Source organism: Pseudomonas sp. MWU349, assembly GCF_017947325.1.
GTDB lineage: Bacteria > Pseudomonadota > Gammaproteobacteria > Pseudomonadales > Pseudomonadaceae > Aquipseudomonas > Aquipseudomonas protegens.
The window spans coordinates 280,030-303,630 of record NZ_JAFEVP010000002.1; the positions used below are offsets into that span (position 1 = coordinate 280,030).

The window sequence follows — 23,601 nt, forward strand, 5'->3', positions numbered from 1 at the left end:
ACCGGCGACTTCAAAGACGGCCTAATATGCGTTATCAATTGCCCCCGCGTCGAATCAGCATGAAGCATTTGTTCCCCAGCACCGCCCTCGCTCTTTTCATTGGTTTCGGCCTGCTGCCGATGTCGACCAATACGTTCGCAGCCAATAGCTGGGACAATCTTCAGCCCGATCGCGATGAGGTAATTGCCAGCCTCAATGTCGTTGAACTGCTCAAACGTCATCATTACAGCAAACCGCCGCTGGATGATGCGCGCTCGGTAATCATCTACGACAGCTACCTGAAGCTGCTGGATCCGTCGCGCAGCTACTTCATGGCCAGCGACATTGCGGAGTTCGACAAATGGAAAACCCAGTTTGACGACTTCCTCAAGAGCGGCGACCTGAACGCCGGGTTCACCATCTACAAGCGCTATCTGGACCGGGTCAAATCCCGCCTGGACTTCGCCCTGGCCGAGCTCAACAAGGGCGTCGACAAGATCGACTTCACCACCAAGGAAACCTTGCTGATCGATCGCAAGGATGCACCTTGGCTCAAGACCACCGCCGAACTCGACGACCTGTGGCGCAAGCGCGTCAAGGACGAGGTGCTGCGGATGAAGATCGCCGGCAAGGATCCCAAGCAGATCCAGGAAACCCTGACCAAGCGCTACAAGAACCAGCTGGCGCGCCTGGACCAGACCCGTGCCGAAGATATCTTCCAGGCCTACATCAACACCTTCGCCATGTCCTACGACCCGCACACCAACTATCTGTCGCCGGATAACGCGGAAAACTTCGACATCAACATGAGCCTGTCGCTGGAAGGCATCGGCGCCGTGTTGCAGAGCGACAACGACCAAGTCAAGGTCGTGCGCCTGGTGCCGGCAGGCCCTGCCGACAAGACCAAGCAAGTAGCCCCCGCGGACAAGATCATCGGTGTGGCCCAGGGCGACAAGGAAATGGTCGACGTGGTGGGCTGGCGCCTGGACGAAGTGGTCAAGCTGATCCGTGGTCCGAAAGGCACCCTGGTGCGCCTGGAAGTGATTCCGGCCAGCAATGCGCCAAACGACCAGACCAGCAAGATCGTGCCGATCACCCGCGAAGCGGTGAAGCTCGAAGACCAGGCGGTGAAGAAGTCGATCCTCAACCTCAAGCAGGACGGCAAGGACTACAAGCTCGGGGTGATCGAGATCCCGGCTTTCTACCTGGACTTCAAGGCCTTCCGCGCTGGCGACCCGGATTACAAGAGCACTACCCGCGACGTGAAGAAACTGCTGACCGAGTTGCAGAAAGACAAGGTCGACGGTGTGGTCATCGACCTGCGCAACAACGGCGGCGGCTCCCTCCAGGAAGCCACCGAGCTGACCAGCCTGTTCATCGACAAAGGCCCTACCGTGCTGGTGCGCAACGCCGACGGCCGGGTGGATGTACTGGAAGATGAAAACCCCGGCGCCTTCTACAAAGGCCCGATGGCACTGCTGGTCAACCGTCTCTCGGCCTCGGCTTCGGAGATCTTCGCCGGCGCCATGCAGGACTACCACCGCGCCTTGATCATCGGCGGCCAGACCTTCGGCAAAGGCACCGTGCAGACCATCCAGCCGCTGAACCACGGCGAGCTGAAGCTGACCCTGGCCAAGTTCTACCGGGTTTCCGGGCAGAGCACCCAGCATCAGGGCGTGCTGCCGGATATCGGCTATCCGTCGATCATCGACACCAAGGAAATCGGCGAAAGCGCCCTGCCTGAAGCCATGCCATGGGACACCATCCGCCCAGCCATCAAGCCTGCGGTAGACCCGTTCAAACCGTTCCTGGCTCAGCTCAAGGCCGAACACGAAAGCCGTTCGGCGAAAGATCCGGAGTTCGTGTTCATCCGCGACAAGCTGGCCCTGGCACAGAAACTGATGGCGGAAAAAACCGTCAGCCTCAATGAAGCCGATCGTCGGGCGCAACATGCCGATATCGAAGCCAAGCAACTGGCCCTGGAAAACGCCCGTCGCAAGGCCAAGGGCGAGGAGCCACTCAAAGAGCTGAAGAAAGAAGACGAAGATGCACTGGCTGCTGCCGAGCCGGACAAGACCAAGCCGGAAGACGACGCCTACCTGAGTGAAACCGGGCGCATCCTGCTGGACTATCTGAAGCTCAATACCTCGGTGGCCAAGCACTGAGGATGATGGCAATTTAATTCGATCGCTCCTCGGATCGTCATTAAACAGTCATCATTCTGTCGTGAAATAAAGGACTGGGTGCTGTTCTCTAATCAGAGCAGCACCCGGTCCTTTTTTTATCGACAGAGATCGCCATGACCACGACCGAACAGCTCAGTGCATTGAGTTCAATCCTGGCTCAAAGCGGTTTGCACAGCCTGTTCCAACCGATCATTTCCCTGTCCGAGCGGCGCATCCTGGGGTATGAGGCCTTAAGTCGCGGCCCCTCAAACAGCCCTCTGCACTCCCCTGTCGCACTGTTCGCCGTAGCGCGTCAGGCGGGGCGCCTGAGCGAGCTGGAAATTGCCTGCCGGCAAAGCGCCTGCAAGCGCTTCAGCGAACAGCAACTGCCCGGCAAGCTGTTCCTCAACGTCTCACCGGAATCGCTGCTGGAGGCCGCCCACCAACCAGGGCGCACTTTGCAACTGCTTGCGGACTTCGGCATCCCCCCCAGCCAGGTGGTGATCGAGCTTACCGAGCAGACCCCGATCGACGATTTCCAGTTGCTGCAGAATGCCCTGCACCATTACCGCGACATGGGTTTCTCCATCGCCCTGGACGACCTGGGGGCCGGTTATTCGAGCCTGCGCCTGTGGTCGGAGCTGCGCCCGGACTACGTGAAAATCGACCGGCACTTTATCGACGGTATTCACCAGGATGCCCTCAAGCGCGAGTTCGTTGGCTCGATTCTGCAAATCGCAAAAGCCTCCCGTGCCCAGGTGATCGCCGAAGGGATCGAGCTGACCGAAGAACTGGCAGTGCTGACCGAGATGGGCGTCGATCTGGTCCAGGGCTACCTGTTGTGTCGCCCCCAGGAACAGCCGCCGAGGGACGCTCGAGCAATGATGCCCAAGCATGATCACACCAGCGTGGCCCTCAATGATGAGGGCAGCGACCTCAGTGCACTGCTCAACGAGCAACCGGCCGTTGCGCGCGATACGCCCACCGCCAACGTCCTGGAAGCCTTTCGCCGACAAGCCAACCTCAACTCCCTGGCGGTACTGGACGAACAGGGGCAACCTTGCGGCATCGTCCATCGACACTCGCTCTCCGACGCCCTGCTCAAGCCCTTTGCCACTGACCTGTTCGCCCGCAAGCCCATCAGCCGCCTGATGAACGATGATTTTCTCGCGGTCGAACTCAGCCAGTCCCTGCAGCAGGTCAGCCGCTTGATCACCAGCCGCGCCCGCCAACGCATCGAGGAAGATTTCATCATCACCTTGAATGGCCATTATCTGGGGCTGGGGCGGGTGATCGATGTGCTAAAGCTCATCACCGAACTGAAGATCCAACAGGCCCGCTACGCCAACCCGCTGACGCTGCTGCCTGGCAATGTGCCGATCCAGCAGTGCCTGAGCCGCCTACTGCAGCAAGCACGAGAATCAGTGATCTGCTACGTCGACATCGACAGCTTCAAACCCTTCAACGATATCTATGGCTATGGCCGCGGCGACGAGGTGCTGCTGTGCCTGGCCCAATGCCTGAACGACCGGGTAGACCCGAGCCGCGACTTCGTCGGGCATATCGGTGGGGATGACTTTCTGCTGGTGCTGGGGCCGGAAGACTGGCGCCGACGGCTCAACCAGTTGCTGGATGACTTCCACAGCCAGTGCCGGCGCTTCTATCGCAGCGAACACCTGGAAGCCGGCTGTTTTGTCGCCCCCAATCGGCAAGGCATCCGTCAGGAATTTCCCTTGCTGTCACTGTCCATCGGCGTAGTGCACCTGTATCCACAGGCCTGTGGCCAACTGGACTCCAGCCAACTGGCGGAGCTGGCCTCCCAGGCCAAGCATCACGCCAAGAATATCCAGGGCTACAGCATCCATGTGATCGACAGCCTGGAAGCGGCAGCCAGCCTGGGAGCGCAAAACCTCAGTGAGCCGCTGCGGGATCAGTCGGCTGATCGAGCTGCGTCAGTTTGAGTGCAGCAAGAGGATGCCCGGCCTGGGCCGAAAGCGTCCACCAGCGCGCCGCTTCGACAGGGTCAGGGGCCTTGCTGGGCGAGCCGGCCAGGCTGATCACGCCCAACTGATAGGCGGCCTTGCCATCTCCCGCCAGTGCAGCCAGACGCAGCAGGCGTTGACCTTCTTGGCGGGCGCCAAGCCCCTGCCCACGAAAAGTCAGGATGTGCCCATAAAAGCTCAGCGCACGGACATGGCCCAGATTGGCCATGCGCGCGAACTGACCTTCCATCCAACGCCAGACACGGGGTTGGCGGACAAACCACGGCCAATGAAACAAACGGCGCGCCAGCCAATAGCCCAGACGCGCCTTGAGTGCCAGGAACATTCAAGCCTCCGCTGATTCGGGATACTCGTACTCGAAGACCCGCACCACTTCCGAGGCATGCCAGGAAGCCGCGGCAACACCGTCGGAAGGGCCGGAAAAACGCCCCAGGCGCTCCACGCATTCGAAGAAGCCGGTGCGCGGCAAGCGGCTGGCCCCCTGGCTGATCACCAGGGAACTGCGCAAAGGCTGTTCGGCCCGTGCATCCAGCGCCGCCAGATGCTCCAGCGCGGCTGTCAGGGTCTGCATGGCCGGGCTGGGCAGTTGCAAGCGCTCCAACAAGGCTCGATAGGTTAAAAGATGCCGCTGACGGCGGGCCTGATCCAGCTCACCCAACAGCCCATCCCAGTGCTGACGACTGATCCTTACACTCACGATTGCTCCCTCCACCCCGGCACCGTCAACTCCCAGGCCAGGCTGCGGCGAATCGCAGCGTCGGGTTGACGCTCGCCACTTTCAATCAGGGCCAGGTAAGACGGACTGATACCAACTTTGCGGGCCAGCGCCTCGATGGCGATGCCCTTCCCTTCGCGCAGACTGCGTAATTGATCCAGGCCCGGAAGATTCTGGGCTGGTGGCGCTGCCTGAGAAGTTGCGGCAGCGTGCGGTGGTTGTTCGGTAAGACCTGCGGCTGACAATAAAGCTTGATACTGAGCCCACGGCAGAACCGCATATTCGGGCTCGCCATCGCGTTCAATAATCTGAATATCCATTACTACCCCGTAGGACAACGACACTTAGCGAGTCGGACTTTTCCCTTGAAGTGTAATCCTAACAGCGGCAATGGTCGCGGGGAGCATGATTGTTGTGGGAGGCGGTGAATACCCTTAGTTTTTCTGCGGTCCTTCCAGCAGCAATTGCTCCGCAGTGTCCGGCAAGCGCTCGACAACCGCGAGTTTTTCCGGCGCTTGCCGATTGCGCCAGGTTCGGAAGGCGTTGAGTTCGTCATCCAGGGTTTTCATCAGCCAAGCCAGAACGGCGATATCGTCAAGCATGCCGAACACTGGAATAAAGTCGGGAATGGCATCCACCGGGCTGAGGAAGTACATCAAGCCCGCCACCACCGACAGCAGCGCCTTGGGGCTGATGGCCCGGTACTCGCCACGCCAGTAGGCCAGGCACAGTGCCTGCAACAAGCGCAGGTCCTGTTTGACCTTGCCCAGGCGTCCGCCCTGGCTGGCGCCTTTGCTCGCCACGGCGAACAGCAGCGTGGGCAGACGACCGCGGCTCAGCAAGCGCCCTGCCAGCGGCAGGAAACGAGCAAAATTCCAGGGTGCTTTCATCATCCCTCCCACTGAAATGTTATCCACACAAATTGTGGATAACCTTGTGAACAGAGCTATTTTTCACGGCTGAAAGCCCCGTTTCATAAGGGCTGAGCTCAGATCGGGCGTTTTTTACTCACATAAAAAAACCCATAATTTCATTGACTTGGCAGCCTTCAGCGACTACCTACCGCTCATACCCTGTTCAGACCACCCACGCCGCCGTCGGTTCGGATAATTTGCCAACAGCGACCTGCAGAAACGACAACGCCCCGTAAGAACGGGGCGTTGCTTCAGGCGCTGACGCAGGTTACTTGGCGGCGTCCTGCTTGGCTGGATCCTTGATACCCAGCAGCTCCAGTTCGAAGACCAGCACCGAGTTGGCTGGAATCGCCGGGCTCGGGCTCTGGGCGCCGTAGGCCAGGTCGCTCGGGATGTACAGTTTGTACTTCTCGCCAACGTGCATCAGTTGCAGGCCTTCGACCCAACCCGGGATCACGCCGCTGACCGGCAGATCGATGGGGCTACCACGCTCTACCGAGCTGTCGAACACAGTGCCGTTGGTCAGGGTGCCGGTGTAGTGAACAGTCACGACATCAGTCGGCTTTGGCTGAGGACCGTCAGCCTTTTTCAGTACTTCGTACTGCAGACCGGAAGCGGTGGTGGTCACACCGGTTTTCTTGCCGTTCTCTTCGAGGAATTTCTTGCCGGCAGCCGCCGACTCTTCGCTCATCTTAGCCATGCGCTCTTCGGCACGCTTTTGCAGCGCGGCGAAGGCTTCGACCAACTCTTCATCCTTCAGCTTCTGTTCTTTCTTGCCGACGGCATCTTCGATGCCCTGGGCGACCGCTTTGGAATCCAGGTCATCCATGCCTTCCTGAGCCAGACTCTTGCCCATGTTCAGGCCGATACCGTAGGAAGCTTTTTGCGCCGGGGTTTTCAGCTCTACGCTGGTCTGCGAATCACAACCCGCAAGTACCAGGCTAACCAGGGCTACCGCCGCCGCCAACCGATGCTGTTTCATGCTATTTCCTTGTTCATGCGCCTAAAGGGCAATCGAATAAAGCCGCGAGCTTATCAGGCGACCACGACCAATGGCTACCGGCGTAAGAGTAGTAAATGGCCGATAAGTTCACGTCTTTAAACGCGTTTTCATGCTCTGGGGTACACCCTGCCCAGGCCGCTTACCGAGGCGCTTGAACGGGCGCGAATAACCATAGCTCAAGTAATGGCTACTTGCCGCGCCAGATGAGCTCAGGCATAAGGAAACGAAATTCGACAAGGAAGTACATCTTGCGCCTCATCTATCGTGTGTTGCTGTTGATTGCCGTGCTGATCGGCATTGTCCTGGCTGTGGTCCTGTACTACGTGGCCAATCCGAAACTCCCCGACTATGTACCCGTTGAACAGGTGCACTACCTGGACCAATGGGATGCCAAGGATCGCCAGACCTACTATTTCACTCCCCAGGGCACCCAGGTCAAAGGCCTGCGCTATGAATGGTTCAGCGCTCTGGAACTGCCGTTCTCCGAGCAGCCCTTTGCCGCTCCCGAGTACCTGGCCCGCTTCGGCTTCCTGGTGGAGCCGGGGCAGAAAGCCACAGCGCAGAATCCTGGCAACCTGCCCGTAGGCTTCGCCCGCCATCAGAATCCGGGCAGCACGGAACAATACCTGGACATCACCTGTGCTGCCTGCCACACCGGCGAGCTGCGCTTCAACCAACAAGCCCTGCGCATTGATGGCGGCTCGGCGCAGCACGTACTGCCCTCCAGCGTGCCGACCCTGCGTGGTGGCAGCTTCGGCCAGGCCCTCGTGGCCAGCCTGGCCAGCACCTACTACAACCCCTGGAAATTCGAGCGCTTCGCCCGCAAAGTGCTGGGTGCCGACTACGAAGCCAAGCACGAACAACTGCGCAAGGACTTCAAGGTCTCGCTGGATAACTTCCTGCGGGTGGCCTGGAACGATACCCATCGCGGCCTCTATCCAACCGAAGAGGGCCCGGGCCGCACCGACGCCTTTGGCCGCATCGCCAATGCCAGCTTCGGCGACGCCATCTCCCCTGAGAACTATCGAATCGCCAATGCCCCGGTGGACTACCCGCAACTCTGGGATATCTGGACCTTCGACTGGGTGCAGTGGAACGGCTCGGCGCAGCAACCCATGGCGCGCAATATCGGCGAAGCCCTGGGGGTCGGCGCCACCCTGAACCTGTTCGACGCCAATGGCCAACCTCTCACCGGCGAGGCCCGCTACCCTTCCAGCGTCCGTGTCCGCGATCTCAACCTGATCGAGGAAACCTTGCAGCGCCTCAAGCCACCGGTCTGGCCGGAAGCCTTGCTGGGCACGATCGACAAGCCGCTGGCCGCCAAGGGCCGCGAGTTGTTCGCCAGCAACTGTGCCGGCTGTCATGTACCCTCGGTCAGCGACAACAACGGCCGCCCCGTGCAGCAGTTGAAAATGCTTCCGGTATCAGTGATTGGCACCGACCCGAATTCGGCGAGCAATATCGCCGACCTGCGCTATGACCTGAGCGCCTTGCAGTGGGATACCGCCGAACTGGCCAGGTCCAATGTCGAGCTGCACCCGGCACCCAGCGAACCCTTGGACCTGCGTCAACTCTCGGCTGCCAAGGGCCTGGCCTACATCACGGCCTTTGTCGAAGAGCGCGCCTATCGCGACGCCAAGGTCACCCCCGAGGAGCGCCCGCGGCTGGACGGCTACGGGCTGCCGATCGGCGTACGCGAGTTGCGCGCCTACAAGGCCCGCCCGCTGGCCGGGGTCTGGGCCACACCGCCGTACCTGCACAACGGCTCGGTCCCCAACCTCTATCAACTGCTGTCTCCGCAATCAGAGCGCTCGACAACCTTCTACCGCGGCACCTTCGAGTACGATCCCAAGCACCTGGGCTATCGCCCGGAAGCCTTCAAGAACGGCTTTGAATTCGACACCCGCATCAGCGGCAACCACAACAGCGGCCACGAATTCCGCGCCGGCCAGCGTGGCAATGGCGTTATCGGCCCACTGCTGCAGCCAGAAGAACGCTGGGCCTTGCTGGAATACCTGAAAGTGCTGGGCGGACCATTGGAGTCGCAATTGCCATGAAACTCGATCTCGCCAGAAAACGACCGTCCCTGCTGGCCCGACTGTGGCTGCGCCTCGGCGCCTTGCTGGGCAGGACCCTGTTACTGCTACTGGTCATCGGCCTCCTGGGCTGGGCACTGTCCAGTGCCTGGTTCGCCTGGCACCACCGAGGCCCGGTAGCAGTGCAAGAGCAGATTCCCGCCGATGAGGCAGCCCGCACCCAGGACATCATCCAGACCGCAGTGCGCATCGTTGACCAGCACCGCGAAGGCACCCGCTATCTGCGCGATGCCCATGCCAAGGCCCACGGTTGCGTGAAGGCGCAGGTCCAGGTCCTCAACGATTTGAGCCCGCCACTGCGCCAGGGGGTGTTTGCCACCCCCGGCCAGACCTGGCAGGCCGTCGTGCGTCTGTCCAACGGCAACGCCTACCCGCAGTTCGACAGTATTCGCGATGCCCGCGGCATGGCGATCAAGCTACTGGATGTTCCCGGGCAACAACTGATGGCGTCGGAATCACAACGCCGTGAACAGGACTTCGTGATGTTCAATCATCCGAACTTCTTCGTCAGCGACGTAGCCGAATATCAGCAGAACATCGCCGCCCAGGCGGACGGCAAGAAAGTCGGCGCATTCTTCCCCGGGTGGGATCCGCGCACCTGGCAGGTACGGCATCTGTTCATCGCCCTGGCGACCCTGTCACCGGCCCCGGCCAGCCCGACTCAGACCACCTACTACTCGGTCTCGCCCTACAAGTTCGGCAATGCCAACGCCAAGTTCCGGGTCATGCCGGACCCCGACAGTTGCCCGGCCTACAGCCTGCCGGCACAGAACCAGGATCTGCCCAACTTCCTGCGCAGCGCCCTGACCCAGCAGCTCTCCACCGATCGGGTTGACGCCTGCTTCGTACTGCAGGTCCAGCGCCAGGACCCGAACCGGTTCATGCCGATCGAAGACACCAGCATTGAATGGAAAGAAAGCGACGCCCCCTTTGAAACCGTGGCGCGGGTGACCCTTCCCGCCCAGGACTTCGATACCCCAGCGCAGAACCTGGCTTGCGACAACCAGTCCTTCAACCCCTGGTTCGGCCTGGAAGCCCATCGCCCCATCGGCGGCATCAACCGTCTGCGCAAGGCAGTGTATGAAGCCGTCAGCGACTACCGGCACAGCCGTAACGCCGAGCAGTAGGCAAAAACGCAAAAAGCGGCCCGAGGGCCGCTTTTTTCATGCGCAGGATTCGAACCGATACAAATCCCAGACAGCAAAAATCCCGCGTTAGCGGGCTTTGTGTGGCGACCTGGCGTTCAGTGTTCCAGGTTGCCGAATATGGCGCAGCGGACGGGACTCGAACCCGCGACCCCCGGCGTGACAGGCCGGTATTCTAACCGACTGAACTACCGCTGCGCGTAGCGTTGAAAGTAAGTGGTGGGTGATGACGGGATCGAACCGCCGACATTCTGCTTGTAAGGCAGACGCTCTCCCAGCTGAGCTAATCACCCTTTACCTTCGTTGCGGGGCGCATTATGCCACAGAAATTCTTAAAGTGTTGATTTAATTAATAATTTTATTAAAAAAACCAAATTTCCATGAACAGCAACACAACCCACGTAACTCTTTACAGCAAAAAGCCCGCGTTAGCGGGCTTTCTGTGGTTACCTGGCGTTCAGTGTTCCAGGTTACCGAATATGGCGCAGCGGACGGGACTCGAACCCGCGACCCCCGGCGTGACAGGCCGGTATTCTAACCGACTGAACTACCGCTGCGCGTAACACTGAATGCGAATGGTGGGTGATGACGGGATCGAACCGCCGACATTCTGCTTGTAAGGCAGACGCTCTCCCAGCTGAGCTAATCACCCTTCACGTTCGGTGTGGCGCGCATTCTACGGAGCACTCCCCACTCTGGCAAGCACTTTTTATAATAATTTTTTCAGGCCTTCCAAAGGCTTAGCGAAGGGTTGGCCTGAGCAGCAGCGAAGAGAATAATGCCCTCCTTTGTATAAAGGAGAGATTCACCCCATGTGGTTCAAAAACCTGCTGATCTATCGCCTGACCCAAGATCTGCCTTTTGATGCTGAGGCGCTGGAAACTGCACTGGCGACCAAACTGGCGCGCCCCTGTGCAAGCCAGGAGTTGACCACTTACGGTTTCGTCGCCCCTTTCGGTAAAGGTGAAGACGCCCCGCTGGTTCACGTCAGCCAGGACTTCATGCTGGTAGCCGCGCGCAAGGAGGAACGCATCTTGCCTGGCAGCGTGGTGCGCGACGCGGTGAAGGAAAAGGTCGAAGAGATCGAAGCCGAACAGATGCGCAAGGTCTATAAGAAGGAGCGCGACCAGATCAAGGATGAAATCATCCAGGCCTTCCTGCCCCGCGCCTTTATCCGTCGTTCCTCGACCTTCGCCGCCATTGCCCCGAAACAGGGCCTGATCCTGGTCAACTCGGCCAGCCCGAAGCGCGCCGAAGACCTGCTCTCCACCCTGCGCGAAGTCCTCGGCACCCTGCCGGTTCGCCCGTTGACCGTGAAGGTCGCCCCCACCGCGATCATGACCGACTGGGTCAAGACCCAGAAAGCCGCCGACGACTTCTTCGTACTCGACGAGTGTGAACTACGCGACACCCACGAGGACGGCGGCATTGTGCGTTGCAAGCGCCAGGACCTGACCGGCGAGGAAATCCAACTGCACCTGAGCACCGGCAAGGTGGTCACCCAACTGTCCCTGGCCTGGCAGGACAAGCTGTCCTTCGTGCTCGACGACAAGATGGTGGTCAAGCGCCTGAAGTTCGAAGACCTGCTGCAGGACCAGGCGGAACAGGATGGCGGTGATGAAGCCCTCGGCCAGCAGGACGCCAGCTTCACCCTGATGATGCTGACCTTCGGCGACTTCCTGCCGGCGCTGTTCGAAGCCCTGGGCGGCGAGGAAATTCCGCAGGGCATCTGACGCCTTGCCCGGATAACCGCTGCGCACTAGACGCCACCGCTTTCGGTGGCGTTTTCACATAATAAGGAACAAGTCATGCGCGCACTGGCTGCACTGAGCCGCTTTGTCGGCAACACCTTCGCTTACTGGGTACTGATCTTCGCCGTCCTGGCATTCTTCCAGCCCGGCTGGTTCATCGGCCTCAAGGGCGCCATCGTGCCGCTGCTGGGCCTGGTGATGTTCGGTATGGGCCTGACCCTGAAACTCGAAGATTTCGCCGAAGTGGCCCGCCACCCATGGCGCGTGGCACTGGGAGTGGTGGCCCATTTCGTGATCATGCCCGGGGTGGCCTGGGTGCTCTGCCAGGCATTTCACCTGCCGCCGGAAATCGCCGTCGGGGTGATTCTGGTCGGCTGCTGCCCAAGCGGCACCTCTTCCAACGTGATGACCTGGCTGGCCCGCGGCGACCTGGCGCTGTCGGTGGCCATTGCTGCAGTTACCACTCTACTGGCCCCACTGCTGACCCCGGCACTGATCTGGTTGCTGGCCTCGGCCTGGCTACCGGTCTCGTTCATGGAACTGTTCTGGTCGATCCTGCAAGTGGTGCTGCTACCGATCGTACTGGGAGTGCTGGCCCAGCGCCTGCTGGGCCAGCGGGTGCAGCACGCGGTGGAAGTACTGCCGCTGGTTTCCGTGGTGAGCATCGTCATCATCGTCACCGCGGTGGTGGCGGCCAGCCAGGCGAAAATCGCCGAGTCGGGCCTGCTGATCATGGCCGTGGTGATGCTGCACAACAGCTTCGGCTACCTACTGGGCTACTTCACCGGGCGTCTGTTCAAGCTGCCACTGGCGCAGCGCAAGTCCCTGGCCCTGGAAGTCGGCATGCAGAACTCCGGCCTGGGCGCGGCCCTGGCCAGCGCTCATTTCTCGCCACTGGCGGCGGTACCCAGCGCCTTGTTCAGCGTCTGGCACAACATTTCCGGGGCCCTGCTCTCGACCTATTTCCGGCGAATGGAAGATCCAGCCGAACAAAAGCTGGAAATACAGCGAGGCCATGACTGAGGAAAAAAATACTCGCCCACGTAAGAGTGGGCAGTATACTGCGCATCGCGAGGACGACCTCGCGACTCATTCGAGCGATCAATTCTGGGGACGACCCCATCAACCGATGAGGTAGGCATGTCCTGGATCATTCTGTTTTTTGCCGGTTTGTTTGAAGTGGGCTGGGCCGTCGGCCTGAAATACACCGATGGCTTCAGCCGTCCGCTACCCACCGCCCTGACCATCCTTGCCATGGCCATCAGCCTCGGCCTGCTGGGTCTGGCGATGAAGGAGCTGCCCCTGGGCACGGCCTATGCCATCTGGACCGGCGTCGGCGCCGTCGGCACGGTGATCGCCGGTATCATCCTGTTTGGCGAAGCCATGGCTCTGGTGCGCCTGGTCAGTGTGGCACTGATCATCGCCGGCCTGGTGGGCCTGAAAGTCAGCGCCAGCTGAACAACCCAGGCAGAAATGAAAACGCCCGCAAATATGCGGGCGTTTTCGTATCCGGCAGCTAGCGCCGTGGGCCCCGTAACTGCGCCACCATGGCCTGCAACTGCGCCGGTTCGGCCGCGTCCACCGCCACCGATGGCCCGGCCACCAGGGTCACTCGCGACCAGAAGCGGTGGAAGAAACCCTTGCTCGGATCGCGACTGAAGAAGCTGCCCCACAAGCCTTGCAGAGCCATGGGAATTACCGGCACCGGGGTTTCCTCGAGAATCCGTGTCAGCCCGCCCTTGAACTCGTTGATCTGGCCATCGGCAGTCAGCTTGCCCTCGGGAAAAATGCACACCAATTCGCCATCGCGCAGGTACTGGGCAATGCGCTGGAAGGCTTTTTCATAGATCTGCAGGTCTTCATGCCGACCGGCGATGGGAATGGTTCCGGCGGTACGGAAGATGAAGTTCAACACCGGCAGGTTGTAGATCTTGTAGTACATGACGAAACGAATCGGCCGACGCACCGCACCGCCAATCAGCAAGGCATCGACGAAAGACACGTGGTTGCACACCAGCAGCGCGGCCCCTTCATCAGGGATCAGCTCCAGATTGCGATGCTCGACGCGGTACATGGAATGGCTGAGCAGCCAGATCATGAAACGCATGCTGAACTCGGGCACCACCTTGAAGATGTAGACGTTGACCGCGATGTTGAGCAGCGACACCACCAGGAACAGGTGGGGAATGGTCAGTTGGACCATGCTCAGCATCACGATAGAGACAATCGCCGACACCACCATGAACAGCGCATTGAGAATGTTGTTGGCGGCTATCACCCGGGCCCGCTCGTTTTCCGGGGTACGGGACTGGATCAGGGCATACAGCGGCACTATATAGAAGCCGCCGAAGATCCCCAGGCCAAGGACATCGAACAGCACCCACCAGGCATGGGCAAAACCCAGCACTTCAATCCAGCCATGACCCGTGGCGCTTTCCGGGATACCACCGGAATGCCACCACAGCAGCAAGCCAAACACCGTCAAGCCAAAGGAGCCGAACGGTACCAGGCCGATCTCCACTTTGCGCCCCGACAGCTTCTCGCACAGCATCGAGCCCACGGCAATCCCCACCGAGAACACCGTCAGGATCAGGGTTACCACGGTCTCGTCGCCGTGCATCCATTCCTTGGCATAGGCCGGGATCTGGGTCAGGTAGATGGCGCCGACGAACCAGAACCAGGAGTTGCCGACAATCGAGCGCGACACCGCCGGGGTCTGCCCCAGCCCCAGGCGCAAGGTGGCCCAGGACTGGCTGAAGATATTCCAGTTCAGGCGCATCTCCGGGGTCGCCGCGCCAGCCCGGGGAATGGCGCGGCTGGCCAGGTAGCCCAATACCGCCACACCGATCATGGCGCTGGAAACGATCGGCGCGTAATGCTCCGAGGACATCATGACCCCTGCACCGATAGTGCCCGCCAGGATCGCCAGGAACGTGCCCATTTCCACCAGGCCGTTGCCTCCCACCAATTCCTCTTCACGCAAGGCCTGGGGCAGGATGGAATACTTCACCGGACCGAACAGCGCCGAGTGGGTGCCCATGGCGAACAGTGCCACCAGCATCAGTGACAGGTGATCGAAGGCGAAGCCCACCGCCCCCACCACCATGATCGCGATCTCACCCAGTTTGATCAGGCGGATCAGCGAGTCCTTGGCGAACTTCTCGCCAAACTGCCCGGCCAGGGCGGAAAACAGGAAGAACGGCAAGATGAACAGCAGGGCACAGAGGTTGACCCAGATCGACCGGTCACCCTCGATGCTCAGCTTGTAGAGAATGGCCAGGATCAGCGACTGCTTGAAGATGTTGTCGTTGAAGGCACCGAGGGATTGCGTGATGAAAAACGGCAGGAACCGCCGCTTGCGAAGCAAGGTGAACTGCGAAGGGTGACTCATCTTCCATGTCCCTGAGTGGCGTGGATACTGTTATTGGAATGTCGAATATCGATCCAGGCCACAACCTTACCTATCTTTGCCGATTATTTCCGTAACCCCGCAATGCACGGCGAGACAAACAGCTCTCCTTTATAAGCCCCCTGCACTGTGCGCTTGGCCACGATCAGCCACATCACCGCCAGCGCCGCCACCAGTACCGCGCCAAACACACTGAAAAAACCCAGGTGCAAGGTGCTGCCCAATTTAAGGGTAGCCAGCGAATACACGCCCAGAGGAAAGGTAAAGCCCCACCAGCCAAGGTTGAAGGGAATGCCTTCGCGCAGGTAACGGCGGGTGATGAGCACGGCCATCAACATCCACCACAGGCCGAACCCCCACAGCGTAAGCCCCGCCACCAGGCCCAGGCCGGCGGCAATTTCACCGACGCCGGGCAGGCCATTGGCGGCAAAGATCGCCGGCGCATCGGCGCCCAGCACCAGCATGCCCAGGGCACCAGTGCCGATCGGCCCCAGGGCCAGCCAGCTCGACGCCGCCATGCTTTCATGGGGCAGTTTGTGCAGCGCCATGCGCAACAGCAGGATGGTCAGGATGCTGAACGCCACCGGCAGCGAAAAGGCCCACAGCACGTAGCTGGTGCTAAGCATTACCAACTGCCCGTGGGCATCCTGCAGATGAGGCGCCAGCAGGCCGCCACTGGCCGCCGCCACTTCGGCCGCCACCACCGGCAGCAGCCAGACCGCGGTCATCTGGTCGATGCTGTGTTCCTGGCGGGTGAACATCATGTAGGGAATCAGGATCCCGCAGGCCAGGGACATGGCCACATCCAGCCACCACAGCAGTTGCGCCACCTCCACCACAGCATCGCCCCAGCGAGGCATGCCGAACACCAGCAAGCCATTGATGATGGTTGCCAGGCCCATGGGGATGGTGCCGAAGAACATCGAGACCGTGGAGTGCCCGAAAATCCGCCGCGCCTCGTCGAAAAACAGCACCCAGCGCGCGGTATACATCGCGGTAAACAACAGGAACAGGGCGATGGTCAGCCACCAGAAACCCTCTGCCACCTGGTGCAAGCCGGCAACCTCGGCCGGCCACTGGGCCAGCGCCAGGGCCAGGACCCCGGTGCCCATGGTGGCGGCGAACCAGTTGGGGGTGAATTGGCGAATGGCTTCAAGGGGATGCGGCAGATGGCTCAATGGCCGGTGGCCGGTTTTAACGCTATTGGGGCATGTCATGGTCGTGTCTCCTGTCCTCCGATGAGGTAGGAAACATGGTAGAACCTAGTCGAATATCTATATAACGGGTAATTTCTCTATCTGTTATCTATTTTACAGATAAGCCTCTATACCACCACCCCAGAGGCGATCAGCGCAATCGGACCGTGCCCGGCGACACCCCCATATCTGATGGGCGTACAGCACCTCTCCCCTAAGGCTTCCCGGGCACAATCGCGCAGCCCTTGAAGCCTCGGGCTCAAAGCCCCGCCGCCCCGCACGCCGCCACCGGGCGCTGGCGCATCAGGGCCAGGAGTGCCCCGAGGGACAAGAGGACCAGTACCGCACCATAGCCGTCAGTAGTAGCGATCAGGCCGAAGCTACGGGTCAGGTTGCCAGCCAACAACGCCGGCAGGCAGAAGGCCAGGTAGCTCAACACATAAAACGCCGACATCAGACCCGCACGCTCATGAGGCAGGGCCAGTGGCACCACACTGCGCAGCGCACCGAGGAAGCCGGCACCAAAACCGCTGCCCAGCACCAAGGTGCCAAAGAAGAACAACGGCAGACTGGCGCTATGCACCGCCGCGAGGATCAGCATCACCCCCGTCGCCAGCATCCCGGCGCCCAGACGCAGCACCTTGTCTGCAGGACGATGACGCAGGGAAAAGATCATCAGCGCGCCGCTGAGTGTCAGCACCGCCACCAGGCCACCGCCGATCAGGTTCGAGGTGGAACCGGTCGCCGCACGGACCAGCGAAGGCGCCAGCGACAGATAGAAGCCGCCCACCGCCCACACCGCCACGTCCACCGGCAAGGCCAGCCATAACGCGCGCCGCGCTTGCACCGGCACATGCAGCGTGGGTTTCAGCGACGCCCAGGCCCCAGGTTGCGGGCTGACAGTTTCCGGCAAGCGCCAGACATACCCGGCCTGAAGCACGAACACCCCGAGCAGCAGCCAGTAGCTCAATTGCAGCGGCAAAGGCGCAAACTCCACCAGCAGGCTGGCCCCCATTGCCCCACAGGCCATACCCAATAGCGGCGCAACGCTGTTGACCAACGGCCCCTGCTGGCGATCGGTATCCAGCAGGGCCGCCCCCAGCACACTGGTGGCCATGCCGGTGGCAAAACCTTGCATCACCCGCGCGGCAATCAGCCACTGCACTCCGCTTTCATTGATGAACAGCAGCATCGCCAGGATATTGAGCAGCAAGGCGACAAAAATCACCGGTCGCCGCCCCAGGTGATCCGACAGCGACCCTACGGTCAGCAGAGCCGCCAGCAGGCTTATCGCGTAGACCCCGAATATCAGGGTCAGCACTGCCGGGGAAAAGTGCAGGGTTTCCTGATACAGGTGGTACAGCGGGGTCGGTACGCTGGAGGCAGCCAGAAAACTCAACAGGGTAATGGCCAGAAACACCAGACTGCGACGGTTGGACACGCAAGTGTCGATAGCACCGGACATAAGCACGCTCCACTAAAGCTAATATTTTGCTTTTGCGCAGTGTGCTACCCACCAATGCTTAAAGCAAATTCTTTGTGTTAAGGTGCCGCCCCATGGCTATCAAAGAAGGTCTGCGCCCCGGCGGCCGTAGCGCCCGGGTCCAGGAATCCATTCACACCGCGGTCCGCGAGCTCCTTGAAGAGCAGGATCGCTCGTCCCTGACCGTGCCGCAGATCGCCGCCCGAGCAGGCGTCACTCCATCGACCATCTACCGGCGCTGGGGCGACCTGTCGGCCCTGCTGGCCGATGTCGCCCTGGAACGAATGCGCCCGGACAGCGAACCGGCCAATACCGGCAGCCTGCGCGGCGACCTGCGGGCCTGGGCCGAACAGTATCTGGACGAAATGAGCTCGGAGCCCGGGCGCAACATGATGCGCGATGTGCAATGCAGCGCGACCCCGGGCTATTGCGTGACCATCCTCAGCGGGCAGCTGCAGTGCATCCTCGCGCGCTATCAGGGCCACACGGAAAACCTGCCGGACATCGACCGCCTGCTGAACCTGCTGGTAGCACCGACGGTGTTTCGCATCCTGTTCTCCGCCACGCCACTGCCGGTTCAGGAACTCCATGAATTGATCGAGATCGCTCTGCAGCCATAGCCCTTCCTCGCCTCGGCTCAGCCCTGCGACATCAGGCCGCGCTGATACCTTGGTCGACACTGACGCCAATCCAACATCGTGCCAGACTGTCTGGCCGGGCTGAGGTGCCCGGTGTCTTTGTTCCGGAGTTTCCATGTCGTTGTCCAGCGGGCTGATCGCCGCCGTTGCCCTGGCCTATATGGCCATCATGTTCGCCATCGCCTTCTACGGTGACCGCCGCAGCGCGCCACTTCCGCCGCGGGTGCGGGCCTGGGTATACAGCCTGTCGCTGGCGGTCTACTGCACCAGCTGGACCTTCTTTGGCGCGGTGGGCCAGGCGGCCGAGCAGCTCTGGGCCTTCCTGCCGATCTACCTCGGCCCCATCCTGCTGCTGGTGTTCGCCCCCTGGGTGCTGCAGAAGATGGTGATGATCAGCAAGCAGGAGAACATCACCTCGATCGCCGACTTCATTGCTGCGCGCTATGGCAAATCCCAGTCGCTGGCGGTGGTGGTGGCACTGATCTGCCTGGTGGGGGTACTGCCCTACATCGCCCTGCAGCTCAAGGGCATCGTGCTTGGGGTCAACCTGCTGATCGGTGCCGGTGCCGACGCCATGGGCACCCGCGCCCAGGACACGGCGCTGATCGTGTCGCTGATCCTGGCCCTGTTCACCATCGTCTTCGGTACCCGCAACCTCGACGCCACCGAACACCACCGGGGCATGGTGCTGGCGATTGCCTTCGAATCCCTGGTCAAGCTGTTTGCCTTTCTCGCCGTCGGCGCCTTCGTCACCTTCGGCCTCTATGACGGCTTCGACGACCTGTTCAACCAGGCCATGCTGGCTCCGCGCCTGGAGCAGTACTGGAAGGAAACCATCAACTGGCCGTCGATGGTGGTGCAGACCGGAGTGGCGATGATGGCCATCATCTGCCTGCCGCGGCAGTTCCACGTCACCGTGGTGGAAAACATCGAACCCCAGGACCTGCGCCTGGCCAAATGGGTATTCCCGGCGTACCTGGCCCTCGCCGCGCTGTTCGTGGTGCCCATCGCCCTCGCCGGGCAGATGCTCCTGCCCAGCAGCGTATTGCCGGACTCCTTCGTCATCAGCCTGCCCCTGGCCCAGGCCCACCCTGCCCTGGCTCTGCTGGCATTCATCGGCGGCGCCTCGGCGGCCACCGGCATGGTGATCGTCGCCAGCGTGGCGCTGTCCACCATGGTCTCCAACGACATGCTGCTGCCCTGGCTGTTGCGGCACAAGAATGCCGAGCGGCCGTTCGAAGTCTTCCGCCACTGGATGCTCTCGGTGCGCCGGGTGAGCATCGTGGTCATCCTGTTGCTGGCCTATGTCAGCTATCGCCTGCTGGGCTCCACCGCCAGCCTGGCCACCATCGGCCAGATCGCCTTCGCCGCCGTGACCCAACTGGCACCGGCCATGCTCGGCGCGCTGTACTGGAAACAGGCCAACCGCCGCGGTGTATTCGCCGGCCTGGCTGCCGGCACCTTCATCTGGTTCTACACCCTGATCCTGCCCATCGCCGCCCACAGCCTGGGCTGGTCCCTGAGCAGTTTCCCCGGCCTGGCCTGGCTGCACGGCAATCCGCTAAACCTGCCGATCACCCCGCTGACCCAAGGCGTCGTGCTGTCCCTGGCGGGCAACTTCACCCTGTTCGCCTGGGTCTCGGTGCTCTCGCGCACCCGAGTCTCGGAACACTGGCAGGCCGGACGCTTCATCGGCCAGGAAATCAGCGGCCGCCTCAGCTCCCGCTCGATGCTGGCGGTACAGATCGACGACCTGCTGAAACTGGCCGCGCGCTTTGTCGGAGAGGAACGTGCGCGCCAGAGCTTCATCCGCTTCGCCTATCGTCAGGGCAAAGGCTTCAACCCGAACCAGAATGCCGACGGCGAGTGGATCGCCCATACCGAGCGCCTGCTGGCCGGTGTGCTTGGAGCCTCTTCCACCCGCGCGGTGGTCAAGGCCGCCATTGAAGGCCGGGAGATGCAGCTCGAAGACGTGGTGCGCATCGCCGACGAAGCCTCCGAGGTGCTGCAGTTCAACCGGGCCCTGCTGCAAGGGGCGATTGAAAACATTACCCAGGGCATCAGCGTGGTCGATCAGTCGCTGAAGCTGGTGGCCTGGAACCGTCGCTACCTGGAGCTGTTCAACTACCCCGACGGGCTGATCAGCGTGGGCCGGCCAATTGCCGACATCATTCGTCACAATGCCGAGCGCGGCCTGTGCGGACCTGGCGAGGCGGAAGTCCATGTGGCCCGGCGCCTGCACTGGATGCGCCAGGGTCGGGCTCATACTTCCGAGCGGCTGTTCCCCAATGGCCGGGTCATCGAACTGATCGGCAACCCCATGCCCGGCGGCGGCTTTGTCATGAGTTTTACCGACATCACCCCGTTCCGCGAAGCCGAGCAGGCCCTCACCGAGGCCAATGAAGGACTGGAACAACGAGTGGCGGAGCGTACCCACGAACTGTCGCAACTCAACGCAGCACTGACTGAGGCCAAGGGCACAGCGGAAGCGGCCAACCAGTCGAAGACGCGCTTTCTGGCCGCGGTCAGCCACGATCTGATGCAACCGCTGAACGCCGCACGCCTATTCTCCGCGGCCCTGTCCCATCAGGACGACGGCCTGTCCGCCGAAGCCCAGCAACTGGTGCAGCATCTGGACAGTTCGTTGCGCTCCGCCGAGGACCTGATCAGCGACCTGCTGGACATTTCGCGCCTGGAAAACGGCAAGATCACCCCTGATCGCAAGCCTTTTGCCCTCAACGAACTGTTCGACACCCTGGGAGCCGAATTCAAGGTCCTGGCCCAGGAACAGGGCTTGCAATTCCGGGTGCGCGGCAGCCATCTGCGCATCGACAGCGACAGCAAGCTGCTACGCCGGGTGCTGCAGAACTTTCTGACCAATGCCTTCCGTTACGCCAAGGGCCCCGTTTTGCTGGGGGTGCGCCGCCGCGGTGAAGCATTGAGCCTGGAAGTCTGGGACCGGGGGCCGGGTATTCCCCAGGACAAGCAGCAGGTGATCTTCGAGGAATTCAAGCGCCTGGACAGCCACCAGACCCGTGCCGAGAAAGGCCTGGGCCTGGGCCTGGCGATTGCCGATGGCCTGTGCCGGGTGCTCGGCCATCCGTTACAGGTACGTTCCTGGCCCGGCAAGGGCAGCGTATTCAGCGTCAGCGTGCCCCTGGCCCGCAGCAGCGTGGTGGCTCCAGGCAAGGCAGCCGAGCTCAACGGCCAGTCCCTCAATGGCGGGCAAGTGCTCTGCGTCGATAACGAAGACAGCATTCTGATCGGCATGAACAGCCTGCTCACCCGCTGGGGTTGCCAGGTCTGGACCGCCCGCAACCGCGAGGAATGCGCGGCGTTGCTCAAAGAAGGCATCCGCCCGCAACTGGCCCTGGTGGACTACCACCTGGATAACGGCGAGACCGGAACCGAGGTCATGGCCTGGCTGCGCACACAACTGGGCGAGCCGGTACCGGGGGTCGTGATCAGTGCCGATGGGCGCCCTGAAATGGTCGCCCAGGTCCATGCAGCGGGCCTGGACTATCTGGCCAAGCCGGTGAAGCCGGCGGCCTTGCGCGCCCTGCTGAGCCGGCACCTGCCCCTGGGCTGACGGGCCTTTAGCGGATTACTCCGGCAATTCCAGCTCGCGTCCTTCGGCGTCGGTCATGGCCCGCTCCAGCAAGTCCGCCGGCAAGCTCTTGCTGGCCCGGGCGCCGAGCAGCTTGAGCTGCTCGCTACGGCTGACCAGGTTGCCACGCCCTTCAGTCAGCTTGTTACGCGCAGCGGCGTAGGCCTTGTCCAGTTGTTGCAGGCGATTGCCCACTTCATCCAGGTCCTGGATAAACAGCACGAACTTGTCATACAGCCAGCCGGCACGCTCAGCGATCTCCCGGGCATTCTGGCTCTGACGTTCCTGTTTCCACAGGCTGTCGATCACCCGCAAGGTGGCCAGCAATGTGGTCGGGCTGACGATCACAATATGCCGGTCAAAGGCTTCCTGGAACAGGTTCGGCTCGGCCTGCAGAGCCGCGGAAAACGCTGCCTCGATGGGCACGAACAACAGCACGAAATCAAGGCTGTGCAAGCCTTCAAGGCGCTTGTAATCCTTGCCGGCCAGACCTTTGACGTGATTGCGCAAGGACAGCACGTGCTGTTTCAGAGCCGCCTGGGCGACCTGCGGATCGTCGCTACCGACGTATTGCTGGTAAGCCGTGAGGCTGACCTTGGAATCCACTACCACCTGCTTGTCACCCGGCAACATGATCAGCACGTCTGGCTGGAAGCGCTCGCCATCCGGGCCCTTGAGGCTGACCTGCGTCTGATACTCGCGGCCCTTTTCCAGGCCGGCGTGCTCCAGCACTCGCTCCAGAATCAGCTCGCCCCAGTTGCCCTGGGTCTTCTGGCCCTTGAGGGCACGGGTCAGGTTGGTGGCCTCATCGCTCAGGCGCAGGTTCAGCTGTTGCAGGCGCTCCAGCTCCTTGGCCAGGGAGAAGCGCTCCCGGGCTTCGGCCTGATAGCTTTCCTCGACCCGCTTCTCGAAGGACTGGATGCGCTCCTTGAGCGGATCCAGCAACTGCCCAAGGCGCTGCTGGCTGGTCTCGGCGAAACGCTGTTCGCGCTCATCGAAGATCTTCCCCGCCAGCTCGGCGAACTGGGCGCGCAACTCATCCCGCGAGCCTTGCAGATCGGTCAGGCGCTGCTGGTGGCTGTCCTGCTGCTCACGAAGCTCGGCATTCAAGGACGCCGCCAGGGCATCCAGCCGGCGCAATTCGTTTTCTTTGGCGGCCCGTTCCAGGTTCCAGGCGTGGGCGGCATCACGGGCGTTATCGCGCTCGATCTGCAGCAATTCGACCTCGCGGCGCAGGGCTGCCAGGTCCGCCTGCTTCAGAGCATTGGCCTGGCTCAGGTCGCTGACTTCATCGCGGCTGGCGTCCAACTGTGCTGCCAACCCCTCCTGAGCCAACTGGGCCGTGGCCAGGCGCTCTTCCAGCAGGCTCAGCTCAGTCTGGCTGGAACTGGCCCGGCGTTGCAGTTGCCAGGCCAGAACCAGTAGCGGCAGCGCCGCTCCCGCCAGGCCAAGCAGCAAGCTGGTCAAGTCCATAGCCATAGCGATTCCTGCCGTAGA

18 protein-coding genes and 4 tRNA genes are annotated in these 23,601 nt (G+C 61.5%); 9 read left to right on the plus strand and 13 right to left on the minus strand.

The window, feature by feature from the left end; all coding sequences use genetic code 11:
* The first annotated feature begins 59 nt into the window (after positions 1-59).
* Both KCG88_RS08425 and KCG88_RS08430 read left to right on the plus strand, forming a co-directional pair.
* Positions 60-2,144, plus strand: coding sequence for a carboxy terminal-processing peptidase (locus KCG88_RS08425; RefSeq protein WP_174395633.1), 2,085 nt, complete (start codon positions 60-62; stop codon positions 2,142-2,144).
* A gap of 134 nt (positions 2,145-2,278) precedes the next feature.
* A complete protein-coding gene (locus tag KCG88_RS08430; RefSeq protein WP_210712219.1) occupies positions 2,279-4,105 on the plus strand; it encodes a bifunctional diguanylate cyclase/phosphodiesterase in 1,827 nt (608 codons plus the stop codon).
* On the opposite strand, the gene KCG88_RS08435 is transcribed toward KCG88_RS08430, so the two are convergent.
* From KCG88_RS08435 to KCG88_RS08455, 5 genes are all read right to left on the minus strand, one after another.
* The gene (locus tag KCG88_RS08435; RefSeq protein WP_210712220.1) at positions 4,056-4,472 is read right to left on the minus strand and encodes a sel1 repeat family protein; all 417 of its coding nucleotides are present in this window, start codon (positions 4,470-4,472) and stop codon (positions 4,056-4,058) included. The two genes, KCG88_RS08430 and KCG88_RS08435, sit on opposite strands and share 50 nt — an antisense overlap.
* Complete coding sequence (locus KCG88_RS08440) at positions 4,473-4,844, minus strand: hypothetical protein (RefSeq protein ID WP_003179080.1); 372 nt, start codon at positions 4,842-4,844, stop codon at positions 4,473-4,475.
* Positions 4,841-5,182 carry a helix-turn-helix transcriptional regulator gene (locus KCG88_RS08445; protein WP_015636619.1) on the minus strand — a complete coding sequence of 114 codons (342 nt, stop codon included), beginning with the start codon at positions 5,180-5,182 and terminating at the stop codon, positions 4,841-4,843. The genes KCG88_RS08440 and KCG88_RS08445 overlap by 4 nt, the downstream gene beginning before the upstream one ends.
* 114 nt (positions 5,183-5,296) lie before the next feature.
* Positions 5,297-5,752 (minus strand): YkvA family protein, encoded by a 456-nt coding sequence (locus KCG88_RS08450; protein ID WP_047337527.1) that lies wholly within the window; start codon positions 5,750-5,752, stop codon positions 5,297-5,299.
* A gap of 292 nt (positions 5,753-6,044) precedes the next feature.
* Positions 6,045-6,758: an FKBP-type peptidyl-prolyl cis-trans isomerase gene (locus KCG88_RS08455; RefSeq protein ID WP_011062667.1), complete on the minus strand. Its 714-nt coding sequence runs from the start codon at positions 6,756-6,758 to the stop codon at positions 6,045-6,047.
* Positions 6,759-7,027: 269 nt separating this feature from the next.
* Here KCG88_RS08455 and KCG88_RS08460 point away from each other — a divergent pair, with 269 nt between their 5' ends.
* Complete coding sequence (locus KCG88_RS08460; protein WP_210712221.1) at positions 7,028-8,836, plus strand: di-heme-cytochrome C peroxidase; 1,809 nt, start codon at positions 7,028-7,030, stop codon at positions 8,834-8,836.
* On the plus strand, positions 8,833-10,002 hold the full coding sequence (locus KCG88_RS08465; RefSeq protein ID WP_210712222.1) for a catalase family protein: 1,170 nt from the start codon (positions 8,833-8,835) through the stop codon (positions 10,000-10,002). The genes KCG88_RS08460 and KCG88_RS08465 overlap by 4 nt, the downstream gene beginning before the upstream one ends.
* A gap of 139 nt (positions 10,003-10,141) precedes the next feature.
* On the opposite strand, the gene KCG88_RS08470 is transcribed toward KCG88_RS08465, so the two are convergent.
* The 4 genes from KCG88_RS08470 to KCG88_RS08485 form a co-directional block, all read right to left on the minus strand.
* A tRNA-Asp gene (locus tag KCG88_RS08470) sits at positions 10,142-10,218 on the minus strand.
* Positions 10,219-10,237: 19 nt separating this feature from the next.
* Positions 10,238-10,313, minus strand: a tRNA-Val gene (locus KCG88_RS08475).
* A gap of 187 nt (positions 10,314-10,500) precedes the next feature.
* A tRNA-Asp gene (locus KCG88_RS08480) sits at positions 10,501-10,577 on the minus strand.
* Positions 10,578-10,596: 19 nt separating this feature from the next.
* Positions 10,597-10,672: transfer RNA gene (locus tag KCG88_RS08485), tRNA-Val, on the minus strand.
* A gap of 160 nt (positions 10,673-10,832) precedes the next feature.
* On the opposite strand from KCG88_RS08485, the gene rdgC reads away from it, so the two are divergent.
* The 3 genes from rdgC (at position 10,833) to sugE (ending at position 13,229) form a co-directional block, all read left to right on the plus strand.
* Complete coding sequence (gene rdgC, locus KCG88_RS08490) at positions 10,833-11,753, plus strand: recombination-associated protein RdgC (protein WP_047288421.1); 921 nt, start codon at positions 10,833-10,835, stop codon at positions 11,751-11,753.
* Between the two features lie 75 nt (positions 11,754-11,828).
* The gene (locus KCG88_RS08495) at positions 11,829-12,794 is read left to right on the plus strand and encodes a bile acid:sodium symporter family protein (protein ID WP_041119464.1); all 966 of its coding nucleotides are present in this window, start codon (positions 11,829-11,831) and stop codon (positions 12,792-12,794) included.
* Positions 12,795-12,911: 117 nt separating this feature from the next.
* Positions 12,912-13,229 (plus strand): quaternary ammonium compound efflux SMR transporter SugE, encoded by a 318-nt coding sequence (gene sugE / locus KCG88_RS08500; protein ID WP_047288424.1) that lies wholly within the window; start codon positions 12,912-12,914, stop codon positions 13,227-13,229.
* Positions 13,230-13,287: 58 nt separating this feature from the next.
* Here the strand turns inward: sugE and KCG88_RS08505 are convergent, their stop codons facing one another.
* From KCG88_RS08505 to KCG88_RS08515, 3 genes are all read right to left on the minus strand, one after another.
* On the minus strand, positions 13,288-15,162 hold the full coding sequence (locus tag KCG88_RS08505) for an MFS transporter (RefSeq protein WP_047288426.1): 1,875 nt from the start codon (positions 15,160-15,162) through the stop codon (positions 13,288-13,290).
* A gap of 83 nt (positions 15,163-15,245) precedes the next feature.
* The gene (locus KCG88_RS08510; RefSeq protein ID WP_047337530.1) at positions 15,246-16,397 is read right to left on the minus strand and encodes a TDT family transporter; all 1,152 of its coding nucleotides are present in this window, start codon (positions 16,395-16,397) and stop codon (positions 15,246-15,248) included.
* A gap of 238 nt (positions 16,398-16,635) precedes the next feature.
* Entirely contained in the window at positions 16,636-17,841 is a 1,206-nt protein-coding gene (locus KCG88_RS08515; RefSeq protein WP_210712223.1) for an MFS transporter, read from the minus strand.
* 92 nt (positions 17,842-17,933) lie between these two features.
* On the opposite strand from KCG88_RS08515, the gene KCG88_RS08520 reads away from it, so the two are divergent.
* Complete coding sequence (locus tag KCG88_RS08520; RefSeq protein WP_210712224.1) at positions 17,934-18,479, plus strand: TetR/AcrR family transcriptional regulator; 546 nt, start codon at positions 17,934-17,936, stop codon at positions 18,477-18,479.
* A gap of 133 nt (positions 18,480-18,612) precedes the next feature.
* Positions 18,613-22,086: a PAS domain-containing hybrid sensor histidine kinase/response regulator gene (locus KCG88_RS08525; protein ID WP_210712225.1), complete on the plus strand. Its 3,474-nt coding sequence runs from the start codon at positions 18,613-18,615 to the stop codon at positions 22,084-22,086.
* A gap of 15 nt (positions 22,087-22,101) precedes the next feature.
* On the opposite strand, the gene rmuC is transcribed toward KCG88_RS08525, so the two are convergent.
* Positions 22,102-23,469: a DNA recombination protein RmuC gene (gene rmuC / locus KCG88_RS08530; RefSeq protein ID WP_162865008.1), complete on the minus strand. Its 1,368-nt coding sequence runs from the start codon at positions 23,467-23,469 to the stop codon at positions 22,102-22,104.
* Positions 23,470-23,601 lie beyond the last annotated feature (132 nt).

Excerpts from the sequence above, each read along its gene's own strand:
- KCG88_RS08430 (WP_210712219.1), top strand. The coding sequence starts at position 2,279 with ATGACCACGACCGAACAGCTCAGTGCATTGAGTTCAATCCTGGCTCAA.
- sugE (WP_047288424.1), top strand. The coding sequence starts at position 12,912 with ATGTCCTGGATCATTCTGTTTTTTGCCGGTTTGTTTGAAGTGGGCTGG.
- KCG88_RS08525 (WP_210712225.1), top strand. The coding sequence starts at position 18,613 with ATGTCGTTGTCCAGCGGGCTGATCGCCGCCGTTGCCCTGGCCTATATG.
- KCG88_RS08505 (WP_047288426.1), bottom strand. The coding sequence starts at position 15,162 with ATGAGTCACCCTTCGCAGTTCACCTTGCTTCGCAAGCGGCGGTTCCTG.
- KCG88_RS08435 (WP_210712220.1), bottom strand. The coding sequence starts at position 4,472 with ATGTTCCTGGCACTCAAGGCGCGTCTGGGCTATTGGCTGGCGCGCCGT.
- KCG88_RS08450 (WP_047337527.1), bottom strand. The coding sequence starts at position 5,752 with ATGAAAGCACCCTGGAATTTTGCTCGTTTCCTGCCGCTGGCAGGGCGC.
- KCG88_RS08445 (WP_015636619.1), bottom strand. The coding sequence starts at position 5,182 with ATGGATATTCAGATTATTGAACGCGATGGCGAGCCCGAATATGCGGTT.
- KCG88_RS08510 (WP_047337530.1), bottom strand. The coding sequence starts at position 16,397 with ATGACATGCCCCAATAGCGTTAAAACCGGCCACCGGCCATTGAGCCAT.
- KCG88_RS08495 (WP_041119464.1), top strand. The coding sequence starts at position 11,829 with ATGCGCGCACTGGCTGCACTGAGCCGCTTTGTCGGCAACACCTTCGCT.
- KCG88_RS08520 (WP_210712224.1), top strand. The coding sequence starts at position 17,934 with ATGGCTATCAAAGAAGGTCTGCGCCCCGGCGGCCGTAGCGCCCGGGTC.
- KCG88_RS08515 (WP_210712223.1), bottom strand. The coding sequence starts at position 17,841 with ATGTCCGGTGCTATCGACACTTGCGTGTCCAACCGTCGCAGTCTGGTG.
- KCG88_RS08425 (WP_174395633.1), top strand. The coding sequence starts at position 60 with ATGAAGCATTTGTTCCCCAGCACCGCCCTCGCTCTTTTCATTGGTTTC.
- KCG88_RS08465 (WP_210712222.1), top strand. The coding sequence starts at position 8,833 with ATGAAACTCGATCTCGCCAGAAAACGACCGTCCCTGCTGGCCCGACTG.
- rdgC (WP_047288421.1), top strand. The coding sequence starts at position 10,833 with ATGTGGTTCAAAAACCTGCTGATCTATCGCCTGACCCAAGATCTGCCT.
- KCG88_RS08455 (WP_011062667.1), bottom strand. The coding sequence starts at position 6,758 with ATGAAACAGCATCGGTTGGCGGCGGCGGTAGCCCTGGTTAGCCTGGTA.